Here is a 17,138-nt window from a genome sequence, read left to right as displayed (position 1 = left end):
CCTATTTGAAACAAAATTTCAAGAGGCCGCCCGCCGAAGGGCGGCCTCTTCCTTTTTCGGCCTCTCCGAAGGCGCGAGCTTTCTTTACATTGACTTTTCTAGATTTCTTTAAGGATGAACCCCTCGGGGACTCCTTGGTTCTTTGGCGTTCCGGCGTTTTTCATCCTTTGGAATTTGCGCGCGCAGAATAAGCCGTATGATCCATTTTGAAACGAAATCTTGTCTTTAGGGTCAATTTTCATGTAACATAGGCGCCGGACCTAAGGACAATATGCGCCAGAATCATGCGTGGGCTTTTGCGCGCGCCCGAAGGTCTCCAGGCGCGGGACGCGGCGGCCCATGGGCCGGGCGGCGTCCTGTCCGCCCTCTCCGCTCGGAGGGCGGGAGAGGCTCCGCCTCGGCGCCGGGATTTCGGAGAGCGAAGCCACGCCGCTGCGCCCTGAGCGCGGCTTCAGGGGAAGACGAAACATGAATACGATGGTGAGCGGGTCGTCTTATCGACCGACAAGCGCGGGATCGACCCCATGGGCCGCCGCGCGCTGGGCGAACGCCGGAGCGCAAGCCGCTTCGGGCGGACACGCCGGGCATGGCGGAAGCTCCGCCTCCTGGAGCAGCGGCTCCTCGACGGCCGGCCTCAGCCCGTGGAGCGCCGCGCGCTGGGCCAATGCGGGCGCTCAGAGCGGATCGGCGGGACACGCCGGACATGGCGGCGGCTCGACCTCATGGAGCAGCGGCTCCTCGACGGCCAATCTCTCGCCTTGGGCCGCGGCCCGCTGGGCGCAGGCCCCTTCGGGCGCGCAAGGCGGCGTCGGCGCGGGCGCGCAATATGTGGATCCCTACGCCAGCCGTGAGGCCATGTCCGGCCTGCCCTATATCGGCTGGGCCTTCGGCGGCACCACCAACTCCACCCGCGACATGGCCGTGGACGCCGCCGTCGCGGGCGGCAACGTCCGCAGCTATCAGGGCAGCCGCGGCGGACAGCAGGCCTCGGGCAACATCATCGGCTCTCTGCTCGGCGGCACCATCGGCGCGGCGGGCGACGTGATCGGCAAGGGCATCGCCGAAGTCCCGATTCTCGGCAACAACGACCTGCTCGTCGGCTCGACCTTCTCGCCGATCCTCAACGTGGCCTTCGGCCAGCGCGTGATGAACAACGACCAGATCAAGCGCAACGCCATTTATAACTTCGGCCCTCGCGCCGACGCCTACGCCGCCCGCGGCGACGCCTTCGGGCAAGGCGTGGCTTCGGGTCTGCGCGGCGAGCAGGTCTTCACCCCGCCCGAGCAGACTCTGGGGATCGACGCGCTGTCCAACGGGATCAACCGGGGCCTGAAGGTCGTCTCCGACATGAACATCCCGTTCATCAGCTACGCCGCCGACGCGGCCCGCAGCCTCGCGCGCGGCGCGGCGGGCGAATCGGCCTATGACTGGCTCAACGGCGGCTCGGCGGATCCGATGGACCCGACCTGGACCGTCTTCTCAGCCCCGGTCAACCTCGCGGTGAGCGGCATCGCCCGCCGTCTGGCGCCGGTGCTGGGTCTGGATCAGGGGGCCATGGACGCCCGCTACGGACGCGCCCTCGGCGACGCGATGAACGTCTACGACGTCTTCCTGCCCGGCGACCACACCCGCCACGCCTTCGGCTCGCATCTGCCGCGGATGATCTTCGGCTCGCCGCATAACAGCAACGACCATAGCCACCACCACCAGTTCCAGACCGCCGACGTGCCTGCGGGGACCGGACATTTCGGCCAGAGCTATCTCGACACTTGGGGTCGCCCCTCGTCGAGCGAATACGGCGCGGCCTGATCCGGCTCCGGCTTCAGGAGGCCCGGCTCCGGAGCGGCGCGGAATTCGCATCGCCGCTCCGGAGCCGCCGCCCTTCCTGAGCGGTTCATGCAAGAACCCGGCGCGCCGACGGGCGCGTCGCCTTTTCCGTTTTCCGTCCATTCAAATCAGGGAGCCAAAATCATGGCCTCCGGCGTCTCTGGCGGCTCGGCGTATCAAGGCGGCGTTCCCAGCGGACCTTTCGTCGCCCCCAGCTTCAGTTATCAAACCCCTTCCGCGCCTCCCGCGCCGAGATCCGAGGAGGCGGAGGCCAAAACCCGCGCCGGGATTCCCGCGCCGCACCGGCCTCTCCCCCAGAGTCAGGCCGCGGATTCCCGCGCCTCGATTCTCGGCGGCCGCCTCGACGCCATCGCCGCCCCCGGCGACGCCAAACCCACCGGGCTTTCGGCTCTGGCGGGGGCGGCCACGGGGCTCGTCGGCGGCGTCACGGGCATGATCGGGAACACGCTGAACTTCTTCGGGTTGCAAAAGCCCCTCACCGACATGACCGCCACTTTGCTCTCCAGCCCCATCGTCGGGGGCGCGCTGCGCCTCGGCATGACGGGGCTCGGGGTCGGAGTCGGCTTGGGCGGCGCGCTGATCGGCGAGAAGAACGTCTCCAATATGGTGGGCCAGGGGCTCAACGCGATCTCCTCCGAGAAGGGCGGCGCGGCGCTGGCCTATCCGGCTCTGGAGGAGATGAAGCTCGGCGGACAGGGCTGGAAGGGCGTCCTCGACGGGTTGCTGTCTGAAAACGCCGGGATGAATCTCTATTCCACGGCCTTCCTCGGCAATCTCAAGAACCGCACCGACGGCGGAACCGGGCCGGAGTTCTATAAGCAACTCGTGGTCGACACTTGGGACGCCCATCCGGCGGGCCGCGAATTCCTCGCCAGCGTGGGCAAAAGCGCCCTCTCGCGCGAGGACGCCGCCAAATGGTATTCGGAATATTACTACGACATCCTCGATCAGGAGGACGGATCCGGCGTGGCGACCAAGGTCGCCGACACGCTGGATTACCGTTTCGGCCTCGACGCCAATAATATGAACAAGGTCTACGCCCCCGGCGCCGACCGCGCCAACGCCTATGCGCGCGCCTTCCCCGAGCACGCCGCCGACATCATGGGCGATCCCAGCCTCGCCAAACGCGCCGAGGCCGGAAAAGACGCCGCCTCCACGGCGCCGGTCACGCGCGGGGGCTTGTCTCCGGCCAACAGCTCGGCCCCCACCGGGCCGGAATATTCCGGGACCACCTCCCACACCCGCGCCTATCGCAACGAGCCCGGAGACGGCGGCCCGCTCGGCCGTCTGGCCTCCACGGGCGCGACTTCGGCGATTTCGCTGCTGGCGGGGCCGGGCGTGGCGGCGCTGGGCGGAATCTTCGGTCAGGAGGGAACCAGCAAGCTCGCGGCCACGGCCTTCGATCAGATCTTTTCGCAAAACGGCGGCTCGGCCGTCGGCGGCTTTCTGGAGGGCGTGCGCGCCGCCCCCGGCGGAGACGGCACGGCGGCGGCTCTGGTGAAAGGCGCGCTCTCCAGCGGCGCCGGAACGGCTCTGACCATCGCCAGCGCCCAGCAATTCCCCAAGGAGCGCGACGGCGTGGACTTCTTCCGCGAGGCCTTCGCGCCTCTGCGGCGGCCCGGCGCCGACGGACGCTCCGTCTTCGACCGCGTGATGGAGGAGGCGCCGCACAACGAGGTTCTCGCCAACAACATCCGCGCCGTGGGCGAGGAATGGGACGAATCCCTCAGCGCCAAGAACATGCTGAAGGAGATCGGCATGGAAGGGAGCGTCAAGCGCATCCGCGACGCTCTGCCCGTCAACGCGCCCTACGCCTATCTGCGGCAGGGGCCTTACGCCGATCTGGAGCTGAACGACCCCCGCCGTCTGCCGGGGATGTTCGACAACGCCCTGCCCGATAATCTGCCGCTCGTGGATTCCTCCGGCAAGCCGACCGAATTCGGCAATGTCGGCTTGAGGCTCTTCGGCCATGACGTGCTCGACGGCAAGGTCGACGGCGACGTGACCATGCGCACCTTGCTCAATCCGGTGGGCAGCGGCAACGACGATTTCCGCCGCAACGTCGAATACGTCAAGAAATGGGGTCAGATGGACCTCAGGGACGACGGCGCGCTGAACGGCTCGGCTTTGCGGAGCGTGGCCGCCAATCAGCAGACTCAGGCCGCCGCCAATCCCGCGCCTGTTGGGGTTTCAGGCGCCTCGGGAGCGGGCTCGCCACAGGGCGCGCCCTTGGGCGCCCCGACGCTCAACGGGGTGACGGCGCCCCATGGCCCCAAGCCGGGCGGAGATCCGGGGAAATGCCCCTTCCTCGCGGCGCAATCGGCCTTCAAGCCGAATCTGGCCTCGCCGAGCCAGAATCTGATGCAGGACGTGCGGCAGACCTTCGACTTCAAGAATCCCGGCGTGAAGCTCGACGCTTATGACGCTCTGGCCCAGAATTACGGCTTCAACCGCAATGAAATGGCCGACCTCATCCTTTGGGGCCATACGGTGTCCAAGCTGCCGGGCGATCCGGCGGCGCGCAATCAGGCTTTCGATTCCTATGTGCAGCGCGCGCTGGACGGCGACAATAGCCTGACCAGCTTCGATCAGGTCTTCGTGCGCGACGTCCCCGGCCTGCGCGAGCATTACCAGTCGCGGATCGGGAATTTCGACCAGTTCAATACGGACGTCGGCAAGCTGCTCGCCCGCATGAACACGGCCGGGACCCCGCCTCAGGCGTAGCGCGAGAGGCCGAGATCCGCCGTTTCGATCTCCGGCTTGCGGCCGGAGATCAGATCGGCCAGAGCCCGCCCCGATCCGCAGGCCATGGTCCAGCCGAGAGTCCCGTGGCCCGAATTGAGATAGAGGTTCGGCAGGCGCGTCGGGCCGAGGATCGGCGTGCTGTCGGGAGTCATGGGACGCAGGCCCGTCCAGAATTTGGCTTGGGTCTGGTCTCCGGCGCCGCCGAAGAGGCTCTCCACCGTCAGCTCCAGCGTGGCGCGGCGCGCGGGCGGCAGATCATGGCTGAAGCCCGCGATCTCGGCCATGCCGCCCACCCGGATCCGCGAGCCTAAGCGCGTCACCGCCACCTTATAGGTTTCGTCCAGCACCGTGGAGACCGGCGCCCGCGCCTCCTCCTTGATGGGGATGGTGATCGAATAGCCCTTCAGCGGATAGATCGGCGCCTTGAGCCCCAAAGGCTTCAGCAGAGCGGGCGTATAGCTGCCCAAAGCCGCCACGAAGACCTCGCCGGAGACGTCGCCCTGATCGGTCGTCACGGCGGAGACGCGCCCGCCCGCCTGCTTCAGCCCCTCGATCTTCACGCCGTAGCGGAAGACCACGCCTTTCGCCTCGCAGAGCTTGCTCAGGGCGTTGGTGAAGAGGAAGCAGTCTCCGGTCTCGTCATGCGGCAGACGCAGCCCGCCGACGATCTGATCCTGAGAAAAGGCCAAGCCCGGCTCGGCGGCGACGCAGCCCGCCCGGTCGAGGATCTCGAAGGGCACGCCGCCCGCCTTCAGCACCTCGACGTCCTTGCCGATCCCGTCGAACTGCTTTTGCGTGCGGAAGACCTGCAAAGTGCCTTGCGTGCGGTGGTCGTAGCTGATGCCGGTCTCTTCGCGCAACGCCACGAGCTGATCGCGGCTATATTCCGCCAGACGCACCATGCGCTCTTTATTCACGGCGTAGCGCCCCGCGGTGCATTCGCGCAGCATGGCGAGCATCCATGAGGCCGCGCCGGGAACCGCCGAAGGCCGGATGATCAGCGGCGCATGTTTCATGAACAGCCATTTCATCGCCTTGACCGGCACGCCCGGCGCCGCCCAGGGCGAGGAATAGCCCGGAGAGATCTCGCCGGCGTTGGCGAAGCTGGTCTCCAGCGCCGGACCCTCCTGACGCTCCAGAACCGTCACTTCATGTCCGGCCTTGGCCAGATGCCAAGCCGTCGCGACGCCGATGACTCCGGCGCCCAAAATCACGACCTTCATAAGCTCACCTGACGCTCTAATCCGCTTCAGTCCGAAGCGTAATCCCGATGGAGCCGGCCGCCAAGGCCGGTGAGGATTTCATAGTTAATGGTTCCGGCGGCCGCCGCGACCGCCTCCAGACTCTGATTGGGGCCGATCATCTCCACGAGATCGCCCGGCTTCAGCGCTCCGGGCGGCAGAGCCGTGACGTCGACGATCATGCTGTCCATGGAGACGCGCCCCGCCAGAGGCAGGCGCGTCCCGCCGAACCAGACCGCGCCGCGCCCTTCCAGACTGCGCGGCAGGCCGTCGGCGTATCCGGCGGAGAGCACCGCCAGCCGCGTCTCGCCCGGCGCCGTGAAGACGCCGCCGTAACCCACCTTCGCGCCCGCCCGCACGCTGCGGAGCTGAATCACGCGCAGATCCAGCCGCACGACGGGCTCCACGGGAATCTCACGATCCCGCGTCGTGCGCCCGCCGTAGAGCGCCAGACCCGGACGCAAAAGCGCGCCGTGCCAATCCGGCCCGAGCAGCACCCCGCCGGAATTGGCGAAGGAGATCGGCAGATGCGGAAACAACGCCGCAAGACGCTTCATCTCGGCGAGTTGAAAGGCGTTCTGCGGATTCTCCGGCTCATCCGCGCAAGCGAGATGGCTCATGACGTAGAGCAGGCGGATTCCCGTCAGGCGCTCCGGCTCCCGCGTGAGAATCTCCGCTTCGGCGGGAGAGAGCCCAAGCCGCGACATGCCCGTGTCCAGCTGGAGAAAAGCCTCCAGCTCCCGGCCGCGCCCGCGCGCCTGCGCCGACCATTCCGCGACCTGCTCCAGAGAATTCAGCGCCGGAATCGTCCCCGCCTCGAAACAAGCCGCCGCGCCGCCCGGCGCGAAGCCGTTCAGCAGAATCAGACGGGCCTCGGCGGGCAGAGAAGGCCGCAGGCGCTGAGCCTCGATCAGATGGGCGACGAAGAAATCCCGGCATCCGGCGCCGTAAAGCGCGGCGGAGACCGGCGCGGCGCCCAGCCCATAGGCCTCGGCCTTGACCACCGCCCCCACGCGCGCGCCTTCGGAGGCTCGGGCCTTCACCGCGCGCCAATTGCGCGCCAAGGCGCCGAGGTCGATCCGCAGAAGGCCGCCTGCGGTTTCGCGGGCGGGATTTTGAAAGGAGTCTTGCGACATGATCACACCGGCCTCGACCCGCTTGCGACATCGGAACTGATCTTGAGCTTAGCGCAAGAATCGCGCAATTTCGTCTCGAACTGCGCTGAATTCTGCGAATTCGCGCCGATTTCCGCAAACCTTGAGGATAGGACGCAAGATTCAGCATGATCGCCCTCGACGCCAGAGACCGCGAGATTCTGCGCCTGTTGCGCCTCGACGCCCGCATGAGCAACGCCGATCTCGCGGCTCAGGTGGGGCTCTCGGCTTCGGCCTGCCTGCGCCGGGTGCGGCGGCTGGAGGAAAGCGGCGTGATCCGGGGCTACGCCGCCCTCGTGAACCTCTCCGGGCCGGAGGCGCCCATGACCGTGATGGTCGAGATCACGCTGGAGCGTCAGACGGAGGACCACCTCTCGCGCTTCGAGGCCGCCGCGCGCCGCCATCCCGAGATCCGGGAATGCTATCTCATGACCGGATCGGCGGATTATTTCCTCAAAGTGGAGGCCCCCAACGCCGCGGATTTCGAGCGCATCCACACCGAGATCCTCGCCGCCATGCCGGGGGTTTCGCGGATTCACTCAAGCTTCGCCATCCGCAACGCCCTCGCGACTCGGACTCGGACCCGTCGGAATTGACCCTTGTTGTTCGGCCGGACGCGCGGGCCTGCTGAATATTCTTTTAGACTTTTCAGATTGCGCTCTAAATCCTGAGCGCTATGGTCGCTTATCAAGCCTCTGACGCGACAGCCCCTCCGAACGTCCTCCGGTTCGCGGATCGGACGCCAAGGACAGCCCTCACGCCATGACGGCGGCCTGACCTTGCAAGAACCCGGAGATCTTGACCGTGAAACCCATTCGCCTTCTCAGCGCGCTTTTCGCCTGCTCCTCTCTGACCGCCCCCGCGCTGGCGGCCGAGCCTGCGGCGGTGGTCGAGACCTACGCCGACATCGCCGAGGCGGTCTATGCCGACAGCCTCTCCACGGCGCAGAGCCTGCGCGAAGCGGTGGGGGCTCTGACCGCCTCGCCCTCCGCCGAGACGCTCGCCGCCGCCCGGACGGCCTGGCTGGCCTCGCGCGTTCCCTATCAGCAGTCGGAGGCCTATCGCTTCGGCAATCCCATCGTCGACGACTGGGAGGGCAAGGTGAACGCCTGGCCGCTCGACGAGGGCCTGATCGACTATGTCGACGCCTCTTACGGCGAGAGCGAGGAGAACCCGCTTTATACGCTGAACGTGATCGCCCATCCGCAATTCTCCATCGCCGGGACCGAGATCGACGCGGCCGAGATCACGCCCGAACTCATCGGCGAGACCCTGCATGAGGCCGACGGCATCGAGGCCAACGTGGCCTCGGGCTATCACGCCGTCGAATTCCTGCTCTGGGGTCAGGATCTGAACGGCGTCGAGGCCGGGGCTGGGGATCGCCCTTGGACCGATTACGCTCAGGGCGAAGCCTGCACCAATGGGAATTGCGATCGCCGCGCCGCCTATCTGACCGCCGCGACGGATCTGCTCGTTTCGGATCTGGAATATATCGTGGCGCAATGGGCCGAGGACGGCGAGGCCCGCAAGGCCGTGACCGCCGATCCTCAGGCGGGCCTGACCGCCATGCTGACCGGCATGGGCTCGCTCTCCTACGGCGAGCAGGCGGGCGAGCGCATGAAGCTCGGCCTGATGCTCCACGACCCCGAGGAGGAGCATGACTGCTTCTCGGACAACACCCATAACAGCCATTATTACGACGGCCTCGGCATCCGGAACGTCTATCTCGGCAGCTACGCCCGCGTGGACGGCTCAGTTCTCTCCGGCCCCTCGCTCTCCGAGCTGGTCGCGGCGGCGGACCCGGCCGTGGACGCGCAGCTCAAAACCGAGCTTGACGCGAGCGTGGAGAAGCTCGCGGCGCTCAAGGCCAAGGCCGATTCCGGAGAAATGGCCTATGATCAGATGCTCGCGCCGGGCGCCGCCGAAGGCGAGGCGCTCATCATGGGCGCCGTCGACGCCCTCGTGACGCAGACCGCCTCCATCGAGCGCGCGATGAACGTCCTCGGCCTGACCAAGGTCGAATTCGAGGGCTCCGACAGCCTCGACAATCCCAACGCCGTCTTCCAGTAAGCGGAGAAGGCTCCGGGGCGCTGAAAGGCGTCCCGGAACCCAGAGGCGAGGCGCCGAGAGGCGCCCCGGGACCCAGAGGCGAAGGGACCGAGGAGGCGAAGCCGCCATGACGAAACCACGGAGAAGGAAGGCGGCCGCCCTCCTTCTCGCCTCGGGCCTCGCAGGGGGTTGGGCCGCCGCGGAGGGGCTGGGGGATCCGCATCTTCCCGTCGTCCCCCGCACGCCTGCGGAGCGGGCGCGGATCGAGGCCATTCAGGCCCCGACGACGGATTTCTCTAAAGCCGAGCCCTTCGAGGCCATGCAGGGCGGCGCCGCGACCGTGCGCGCCCGCGAGAACGCGGACGCCTTTTCGCTCTCCTCGGCGAATACGCCCTTCGCCCGCGAGATGGATTTCAAACTCGGCAACGCCTTGTTTCGCAAGACTTGGGTGGCCGCCCCCTCCTCGACCAGGGCCTCGGACGGCCTCGGGCCGCTCTATAACGCGCGGGGCTGTCAGGATTGCCACCTCAAGGACGGGCGCGGCCATCCGCCCGAGAGCCCCGAGGATTCGGCGGTTTCGATGTTTTTGCGGCTCTCGATCCCCGGCGGCCCGACGCCCATGGAGATCAAGGAATGGCTGGCGACCTCGCCGGATCCGACTTATGGCCATCAATTGCAGGATTTCGCCGCCTCCGGCCTCGCGCCTGAGGGCCGCATGGAGATTTCTTATGCGGAGATCCCCGTGACCCTCGCGGATGGGGCCGTGGTTTCGCTGCGCAAGCCGACCTACGCCTTCGGCGGTCCGGGTTATGGCCCGCCTCATGCTGAGCTTCAGCTGTCGCCGCGCGTGGCGCCGCAGATGATCGGACTCGGGCTTCTGGAGGCGATTCCGGCGGAAGACATTCTCGCTCTGGCCGATCCGGAGGACGCCGACGGCGACGGAATCTCCGGGCGCGCCTCCATCGTTCCCTCGGCTGAGTTCGGCAAGCCCATGCTCGGGCGCTTCGGCCATAAGGCGGGGATCGCCACCGTGCGCGAGCAATCGGCTTCGGCCTTCTCCGGCGACATGGGGCTTTCGACGCCGCTGTTTCCCGATCCATGGGGCGAATGTTCGGAGGCTCAGGCCGCATGCCGCGCCGCGCCCCATGGCCAAGAGCCGGAGGTCCGCGAGGGGCTGGAGGTGGACGGCCCGAGCCTTGATCTCGTGACCTTCTACGCCCGCAATCTGGCGGTTCCCCAACGGCGAAATGTCGAGGATCCGCAGGTTCTGCGCGGAAAAGAAATCTTCTACGGCCTGAATTGTTCGGGCTGCCATAACCCGAAATTCGTCACCCATCGCCTGAAGGATCAGCCGGAGCAGAGCTTTCAGCTCATCTGGCCCTATACGGATCTGCTGCTCCACGACATGGGCGAGGGCCTCGCCGACGACCGCCCGGAAGGCCGCGCCTCGGGGCGCGAGTGGCGCACGGCGCCGCTTTGGGGAATCGGGCTGACGAAGCAGGTCTCCGGCCATAGTTATTTCCTGCATGACGGCCGCGCCCGCAGCCTGCTGGAGGCGATCCTCTGGCATGGCGGCGAGGCTCAGACTCAACGCGACGCCGTCGTCGCTCTGCCCACGCCCGACCGCGAAGCCCTCATCGCTTTTCTGGAAAGCCTTTAGCCATGCGCCGAGTTCTCGCCTTTCTCTTGCTGGCGGGGCTTCCCGCTCCGGCCTTCGCGGATGTCGGGGCGGTGATCGACCGCCATATCCTGCCCGCCTATGAGGGCTTCGCGGCCGCCGCCGAGTCCCTCGCGGCGGAGGCGGAGAAGACCTGCGCGCCCGAGGCTCTGCGTCCGCCCTTCAACGCGGCATGGGACGCCTGGATGCAGGCGGCGCATCTCCATCTCGGCCCCTCGGAGGAGAAAGGCCGCGCCCTCGCGATTCTCTTCTGGCCCGATCCGAAGGGGCTCGGCGCCAAAGCGCAGCGCGCCTTGCTGACCGGAGACGCCGCCGCTCTGGAGCCCGAAGCCTTCGCCGAGCAATCCGTGGCGGCGCGCGGGCTCGCGGGGCTGGAGCGGCTGATCTATCCCTCCGTCCTGCCGGAGGAGGCCGATTCCTGCCCGCTCATCCGCGCCACGACGCGGGATCTCGCGCGCATGGCCGAGGAGCTGGTCGCGGGCTGGGAGGGGCCGGAAGGCTTCGCGCAGAACCTCCTCACGGCGGGAGAGCCGGGCAATGCGCGCTATCTGGCGCAGAGCGAGGCGGTTCAGGCGCTCTTCACGCAGCTCATGGCGGGGGTGGAGTTTCAGGCGGATCAAAGATTAGGCCGCCCCCTCGGGACGAAGGACCGCCCCCGCCCCGAACGCGCCGAGGCGCGGGCTTCAGAGCGCTCCGCGCGGAATCTGATCCTCGCGCTGAAGGCTCTGCGCGAAATGGCGGTCACGCTCGACGGAACCGCCGCCCGCAGCGCCGCCGCCTTCGACCGGGCCATCGAAGCCGCCGAGGCTCTGGAGGATCCGACCTTCGCCGGAGTCGCCTCTCCGGAGGAGCGCCCGAAGATCGAGGAGCTGCAAAAGCTGGTCCGCCAGATCCGCCGGACGGCTCTGGACGAAATGCCGCCCACCTTGGGCGTGACCGCCGGATTCAACTCGCAGGACGGAGACTGACATGACCACGAGGCGCGGATTTCTGGTCGGGCTGGCGAGTCTGGGCGCGGCGCCGAGGCTCGGATGGGCGGACGTGGGCGCTCCGGCTTGGCTGACCGCCGGGATGAAGCCCGACGGCGCTTATGTGCTGCACGGCCTCAGCGCCGGGGGCGTCAGCCGGTTTGAAATCCCGCTTCCGGCGCGCGGCCATGCGGCGGCGGCCCATCCGATCCGCCCCGAGGCCGTGGCCTTCGCGCGGCGTCCGGGGGTCTTCGCGCTGGTCCTCGATTGTTTCACGGGCGAAGTCCTCAGCCGCCTGACGCCGCCCGAGGGTCGGCAGTTCAACGGACATGGCGCCTTCTCCGCCGACGGGCGCCTGCTCATGACCTCCGAAGTGGTGGCGGAGGGCTCGGCGGGGCGGATCGGCCTCTGGGACGCCGAAAGCTGGCGCCGGATCGGCGAATGGGATTCGGGCGGGATCGGACCTCACGACCTGAAGCGCCTCGCGGATGGGCGGATCGTGGTCGCCAACGGCGGCATCCAGACCGATCCCACGGATCGGACCATGCTGAATCTGGAGAGCATGAAGCCGAATCTCGCCCTGCTCTCCGCAGAAGGCGAGATCCTCGACCTCATGGAGCTGGACGAGGAGCTTCATCAAAACTCCATCCGCCATCTGGCGCTCATCGACGAAGACGCGGGCGTCGCCTTCGCGATGCAATGGCAGGGAGACGCCGCCGATCCGGCTCCGCTGCTGGGGCTTTGGCGGCCGGGCGAGGCGCCGCTTCTCTGCGAGGCCGCGCCGGAGGATCTCTTCGCCATGAAGGGCTATGCGGGCTCCGTGGCGGCTCAGGGCGAGCGGATCGCCATCTCCTCGCCGCGCGGCGGAGCGGTCATGATCTTCGACCGGAGCGGCGCGCCTCTGGCGACCCATCGCCGCGCCGACGTCTGCGGTCTGGCGGCGCTGGAGGAGGGCTTCGTCGCCTCGGACGGATCGGGCGGGCTCTGGCGGATCTCCGCAGAGGCCATGGAGCCGATCGCGCGGCATGAAGTGGCTTGGGACAATCATCTGATCTCCGCGGCGGCCTGAGCCCGGCGATTTCCGGCTCATGACGTCGAAACGACGCGAAACTTGAGATAGGCCCTCGACCGCGAATCGCCGCCGCTGGCGCATTGTCCAGCGAAGCCGCTTCGGCTTCGCGTCGTGAGAATGCGACCAATGCAAAGGCTCTGGGCGGCTCGGAGGGGATGCGATGACTCAAGCGCCTGTGAAATCCGGCTCTGCGGCTGAGGTTTTCCTGATCTTCCTGCGGCTCGGCCTGACCTCTTTCGGCGGACCTGTCGCGCATCTGGCTTATTTCCGCGCCGAATTCGTCGCGAGGCGCCGTTGGCTGGACGAAGGGGCTTACGCCGATCTTGTGGCGCTCTGCCAGTTCCTGCCCGGCCCGACCTCCAGTCAGGTCGGATTTTCGCTCGGCGTCTCGCGGACGGGCGGCCTGCGCGGAGGATTGGCGGCTTGGCTCGGCTTCACCCTGCCCTCGGCCCTGATCCTCTTCGCCTGCGCGGCGGGCGCGGCTTCTTTCTCCGGCCCCGTCGCCGCAGGAGCCTTGCACGGCCTGAAGCTGGTCGCCGTGGCGGTGGTGGCGCAAGCCGTCTGGGGCATGGCCCAGAGCCTGACGCCGGATTCTCCGCGCGCCGGAATCGCTTTGGCGGCGGTCGGGATCGTGAGCTTCCTCGGCGGACCTTTCGCCCAAGTCGGCGCGATTCTTTGCGGCGCGCTGGCCGGACTCCTCTTGCCGCGCGGCGAGGCGGCGCCTGCCGGAGGGGGCTTGAGCTTCCCGGCCTCCCGAAGCCGGGGGCTTTGGGCTTTGGGTTCGTTCGTCCTGCTGCTGCTCGCCCCGCAGATGACGGGCGCGGCGGCGGGACATCAGGGAATCGCGCTGTTCGACGGCTTTTATCGCGCCGGATCTCTGGTCTTCGGCGGCGGACATGTCGTCTTGCCGCTGCTGGAGGCCGAGACCGTGGCGCGGGGATGGACGGATGAGGAATCCTTCCTTGCGGGCTATGGGATGGCGCAGGCCGTTCCGGGGCCGCTCTTCGCCTTCGCCGCTTATCTCGGGGCCCTGACCCAACCGCCCCCGAATGGAATCCTCGGCGCCTCCATCGCCTTAATCGCGATCTTCGCGCCGGGCCTGCTGCTGGTCTACGGCGTTTCGCCTTTCTGGGAGAGGCTGCGCGCCCATCCCGCCGCCCGACGCGCGCTTTCGGGCGCCAACGCCGCCGTGGTGGGCGTGCTCGGCGCGGCGCTTTACGATCCCGTCTGGACGAGCGCCGTGCTCTCGCCGCAAGATTTCGCCTTGGCGCTGGGCGGATTCCTGTCGCTCATGGTCTGGAAGGCGCCGTCATGGGCGGTCGTCCTTCTCCTCGCGGGCTTAGGGGCGCTGTCGGGGAGCCTCTAAGAGATCCGCGACCAGCGCCGCCGCGCCGCGCTCATCCGCCGGGAGGGCGTAAAAGCGGTTATAGAACCAGAGGAAGCGCTTGATCCGCGCCTCTTGCCCCGGCGCGAGCCCCGCGCCGGGCGGAGCCGGGCGATGGGCCGCGATCTCGGCGAAGCTGCGGAAGACTCCCGCCGCCGCAGCGGCGTAATCGCAGGCGCCCGCCGTCCAGACGGGCTTCAGATGGAGCAGCGCCTCCAGACCCACGCCGGAATTCACCGTATGCACCGCCTCGCATCCGGCGATCAGCCCGTGGATCGGGGCTTCGGTCAGGAGGATCTCGCCGGAGGCCGAAAGCTCGCGCAAAGCCCGCCAGAGGCTCAGGCTTTCGCAATAGGGATGGCGCTTGACCACCACCCGCAGCCCGCTCCCCCGATGCGCCGCGACCACCCCGCGCAGATGCTCCAGCCCGGAGACATGCCCCAGAGCCGCCACGACGTCGGTCTGGACTTGCAAAGGCACGAAGACATAAGGCCCCTCCGGCGCGAAATCCGGGCCTTTCTGCGGATATTTCGAGCGCCGCCCCTCGACGAATTCGCGGCGCATCTCCTGAAAATTCGCCTCGATCCGCGCCGGAGCGACGTCGACCGCCGCGGCCTCGATCACGGAGAAGTCGGAGGCGATGGAGGAGAAGCCCGCGAAGCCCGCCCGATCCGCCGAGCAGCGCCCCGCGAGGGTCGATTCCTGCACATGCCGCCAGAGCGGATCCGGCGCTCCGGAGGTGTGATAGCCGATCCCCCGGCCGGAGGTCCGCCGCAGGGCGTGACGCCAGCCGAATTGATGCCGGAAGACGAGGCAGACCTCCGGCCGCGCGGCCAGATCCTCGGCGAGCAGCCGGAAAAAGCGCCGGATCGCTTCATAAGGCGGCTTCTCCTCGCGGGAATCGGCGAAGAAGGCGCGCGGAATGAAGAACTCCACCGGGATCAGTCCGGCGGCCTCCGCCGCCTCCAGAGGCAGAGGCGCGCCCTGATGAACAGCCGTCAGAGGCTCCGCGTCCTCGTTCAGATGCGCCAGCCTGAGGGCTCCGGCCAGCGGGCCGAGCCGGTCGCGCAGAAGATCGAGCCGCGCCCGCGCCGCCCGGTTCGCGCCGGAGCGGGCGAAGCCCTCCGCCGCCTCCAGCCAGCGCCCGGCCAAAGCCTGCTCGACGCCGCCGACCTCCGACAGCCGCCGATAGGCCCGCGCCCGCAAAGCCCCGAAGCGCGGAGCCAAAGCGGCGAAGCGTCCGGAGGCGCGGTCGATCTGCCCGATCTCCGCGAGAATCTCCGCGTCGGAGAGGGCTTCGACCTCCGTCAGAGCCGCCGCCAGATCCTCCTCCCAGCCGAGAACGGCGGCGAAGGCCATGATCTTCAGAGCCCCCGCCGCCGGATGAGCCGCCTTCAGCGCCTGAAGGCAGGCGAGGGCTTCGAGGGGGCGCGCGTCCTTGCGGCGAAGATCGGCGAGCTTCGCGAGGACGCGCGCGTCCTGCGGAAAATGGCGCTGCGCCCGCGTCAGCCAGCGGAAGCCCTCCTCCTCCTCGCCCAGACGACGGCAGGCCTCCGCCATGAGCAGATGCAGAGAAGCGGGCGGACGGGCGATCCGAAACAAAGGCCGCAGAAAGCGCCGCGCGGCCTCCGGCCTCCCGCCGCGGAGCAAGCCTGAGGCGGTCAGCCGCGCGCCCTCCCAAGCGAGAGGCCGCTCCGACCGCCGCGCTGAGGAGAGGCCGCCGCTCATCTCAGGGCTTGGGCCTCGCTTTTCCGGGAGCTCCGCCAGAAGCGCCAGGACGGAGAGGCCGCTTTCTTCATCGCGCGCAGATCCGTCCGGGCGCGCAGAAGCTCCTGAATGTCGCGCCGCATGTAGAGTTGCTGCTGCGAGGGGCGCCAGGCGCCTTCAGCCAAGGCGCGGAGCGCTTCGGCCGCGCGCTCCCCCGCGCCGGGCCGATCCAGAAAGAGGCGCGCGCGCAAGGCCGAAACCTGCGCGACGACCTCTTCGCTCCGCTCCGCGGCCATGCGGATTCCCGCCTCCAGATCCTCCGGCCGGGCGACGACCACGCCTAATTCGGCTCTGCGCGCATATTCCAGACTATAGGCGTCGAGCTTGCGGCCCAACGCCGCCTTCGCCGGATCTCCGACCAGCACCACGGGCTTGCGCGCGAGGACGGCGTCGAAGATCGCGCCGCTGAAGTCGGAGACGAAGACGTCCGCCGCGGCGAGCGCCTCGAAGAGATCGTCGCTCGCGCCGAGCAGCGTCGCGCCGCGCGCCTGAAGCTCCATGAGCCCCAGCCGACGCGCCTCCTCGGTGAAGTCGGTGTTGTGGTGCATCTTGACGATGAGCCGGTGATCTTCGGCCAGCCGCGCCATGACCGGCAGAAACTCCGGCGCGCTGGAGAGCTCGCCCCAGGTCGGCGCGTAAAGGATCGTCTTGCGCCCGTCCGCGGCCTCGGCGCGGCGCGCGCGGGCGGCGGCCCGCCAGAGAGGATTCTCCCAATCGTCGCGGCGCGGATGCCCCACCGCCACGGCGGGCGAGAAATAGGAGATCTTTTCGCAGGCGTAATCGCCATAGGTCAGAGCCAGATCGGCCAGGCTGCGCCAGGGACCGTAATTATGGGGCTCCTTGGCGTAGCCGTATTGCAGGCTGACGAGGGTCGTTTTGGCGAAGCGCTCGACGCCGGTGAAGGGCGTCTGGCAGACGATCATGTCGAAGGCGCCGTCCAGCTTCTCCATCTCCTCGGCGGGATGGACGAGGACCGGAAGCGTCGGATCCTCCAGAGCCCCGGACTGGAAACGCTCGACGTAGTCCTTGCGCTTCTCCAGCAGAAAGACGGCGCCGGGAATCGCCCGGATGAAAGGAGCGGCGTGATTGAGCTGAAACGGGTTCCATCCGACGAAAGCGATCCGAGACTGACGCAACGAAGATCCTCTCATCTGCAAGGATTCGCCGCCTGAAGGTGAACACGTTTAGAGAGAGCATGTCCGTTCCGGCGCGCTATAGGTCGCATGGCGCAT

12 protein-coding genes are annotated in these 17,138 nt (G+C 67.9%); 8 read left to right on the top strand and 4 right to left on the bottom strand.

Features of this window, described 5'->3' with window-relative positions; all coding sequences use genetic code 11:
- The first annotated feature begins 468 nt into the window (after positions 1–468).
- Together B161_RS0113495 and B161_RS0113490 are read left to right on the top strand one after the other, a co-directional pair.
- Positions 469–1,809 (top strand): hypothetical protein, encoded by a 1,341-nt coding sequence (locus B161_RS0113495; protein ID WP_018633970.1) that lies wholly within the window; start codon positions 469–471, stop codon positions 1,807–1,809.
- A 162-nt stretch (positions 1,810–1,971) separates the two neighbouring features.
- A complete protein-coding gene (locus tag B161_RS0113490) occupies positions 1,972–4,572 on the top strand; it encodes a hypothetical protein (protein WP_018633969.1) in 2,601 nt (866 codons plus the stop codon).
- Here the strand turns inward: B161_RS0113490 and B161_RS0113485 are convergent.
- Positions 4,563–5,816: a D-amino acid dehydrogenase gene (locus B161_RS0113485; RefSeq protein WP_018633968.1), complete on the bottom strand. Its 1,254-nt coding sequence runs from the start codon at positions 5,814–5,816 to the stop codon at positions 4,563–4,565. The genes B161_RS0113490 and B161_RS0113485 overlap by 10 nt on opposite strands.
- Before the next feature lie 26 nt (positions 5,817–5,842).
- On the bottom strand, positions 5,843–6,970 hold the full coding sequence (gene alr, locus B161_RS0113480) for an alanine racemase (RefSeq protein ID WP_040790095.1): 1,128 nt from the start codon (positions 6,968–6,970) through the stop codon (positions 5,843–5,845).
- Between the two features lie 146 nt (positions 6,971–7,116).
- Here alr and B161_RS0113475 point away from each other — a divergent pair, with 146 nt between their 5' ends.
- From B161_RS0113475 to chrA, 6 genes are all read left to right on the top strand, one after another.
- A complete protein-coding gene (locus B161_RS0113475; RefSeq protein ID WP_018633966.1) occupies positions 7,117–7,584 on the top strand; it encodes an Lrp/AsnC family transcriptional regulator in 468 nt (155 codons plus the stop codon).
- A gap of 202 nt (positions 7,585–7,786) precedes the next feature.
- On the top strand, positions 7,787–9,058 hold the full coding sequence (locus tag B161_RS0113470) for an imelysin family protein (protein WP_018633965.1): 1,272 nt from the start codon (positions 7,787–7,789) through the stop codon (positions 9,056–9,058).
- Positions 9,059–9,164: 106 nt separating this feature from the next.
- Positions 9,165–10,697 carry a di-heme oxidoreductase family protein gene (locus B161_RS0113465; RefSeq protein ID WP_018633964.1) on the top strand — a complete coding sequence of 511 codons (1,533 nt, stop codon included), beginning with the start codon at positions 9,165–9,167 and terminating at the stop codon, positions 10,695–10,697.
- 2 nt (positions 10,698–10,699) lie between these two features.
- On the top strand, positions 10,700–11,683 hold the full coding sequence (locus B161_RS0113460; protein WP_018633963.1) for an imelysin family protein: 984 nt from the start codon (positions 10,700–10,702) through the stop codon (positions 11,681–11,683).
- Between the two features lies 1 nt (position 11,684).
- On the top strand, positions 11,685–12,752 hold the full coding sequence (locus B161_RS0113455; RefSeq protein WP_018633962.1) for a DUF1513 domain-containing protein: 1,068 nt from the start codon (positions 11,685–11,687) through the stop codon (positions 12,750–12,752).
- A gap of 163 nt (positions 12,753–12,915) precedes the next feature.
- Positions 12,916–14,121, top strand: coding sequence for a chromate efflux transporter (gene chrA, locus B161_RS0113450; protein WP_018633961.1), 1,206 nt, complete (start codon positions 12,916–12,918; stop codon positions 14,119–14,121).
- Here the strand turns inward: chrA and B161_RS19005 are convergent.
- Together B161_RS19005 and B161_RS18085 are read right to left on the bottom strand one after the other, a co-directional pair.
- Positions 14,095–15,867 carry a capsular polysaccharide export protein, LipB/KpsS family gene (locus B161_RS19005; RefSeq protein ID WP_018633960.1) on the bottom strand — a complete coding sequence of 591 codons (1,773 nt, stop codon included), beginning with the start codon at positions 15,865–15,867 and terminating at the stop codon, positions 14,095–14,097. The two genes, chrA and B161_RS19005, sit on opposite strands and share 27 nt — an antisense overlap.
- Complete coding sequence (locus tag B161_RS18085; protein WP_018633959.1) at positions 15,864–17,042, bottom strand: CDP-glycerol glycerophosphotransferase family protein; 1,179 nt, start codon at positions 17,040–17,042, stop codon at positions 15,864–15,866. Before B161_RS18085 ends, B161_RS19005 begins: the two co-directional genes overlap by 4 nt.
- Positions 17,043–17,138: the final 96 nt, after the last annotated feature.

The sequence above is a fragment of the Neomegalonema perideroedes DSM 15528 genome (genome assembly GCF_000374145.1).
In the GTDB taxonomy this organism is placed as follows: domain Bacteria; phylum Pseudomonadota; class Alphaproteobacteria; order Rhodobacterales; family Rhodobacteraceae; genus Neomegalonema; species Neomegalonema perideroedes.
This window is presented reverse-complemented; position numbering and strand designations above follow the sequence as displayed.

Bases quoted from the DNA above. Each gene is read 5' to 3' on its own strand.
- B161_RS0113455 (WP_018633962.1), top strand. From the start codon at position 11,685: ATGACCACGAGGCGCGGATTTCTGGTCGGGCTGGCGAGTCTGGGCGCG.
- chrA (WP_018633961.1), top strand. From the start codon at position 12,916: ATGACTCAAGCGCCTGTGAAATCCGGCTCTGCGGCTGAGGTTTTCCTG.
- B161_RS0113460 (WP_018633963.1), top strand. From the start codon at position 10,700: ATGCGCCGAGTTCTCGCCTTTCTCTTGCTGGCGGGGCTTCCCGCTCCG.
- B161_RS0113490 (WP_018633969.1), top strand. From the start codon at position 1,972: ATGGCCTCCGGCGTCTCTGGCGGCTCGGCGTATCAAGGCGGCGTTCCC.
- B161_RS0113475 (WP_018633966.1), top strand. From the start codon at position 7,117: ATGATCGCCCTCGACGCCAGAGACCGCGAGATTCTGCGCCTGTTGCGC.
- B161_RS0113465 (WP_018633964.1), top strand. From the start codon at position 9,165: ATGACGAAACCACGGAGAAGGAAGGCGGCCGCCCTCCTTCTCGCCTCG.
- B161_RS0113495 (WP_018633970.1), top strand. From the start codon at position 469: ATGAATACGATGGTGAGCGGGTCGTCTTATCGACCGACAAGCGCGGGA.
- B161_RS19005 (WP_018633960.1), bottom strand. From the start codon at position 15,867: ATGAGCGGCGGCCTCTCCTCAGCGCGGCGGTCGGAGCGGCCTCTCGCT.
- B161_RS0113485 (WP_018633968.1), bottom strand. From the start codon at position 5,816: ATGAAGGTCGTGATTTTGGGCGCCGGAGTCATCGGCGTCGCGACGGCT.
- alr (WP_040790095.1), bottom strand. From the start codon at position 6,970: ATGTCGCAAGACTCCTTTCAAAATCCCGCCCGCGAAACCGCAGGCGGC.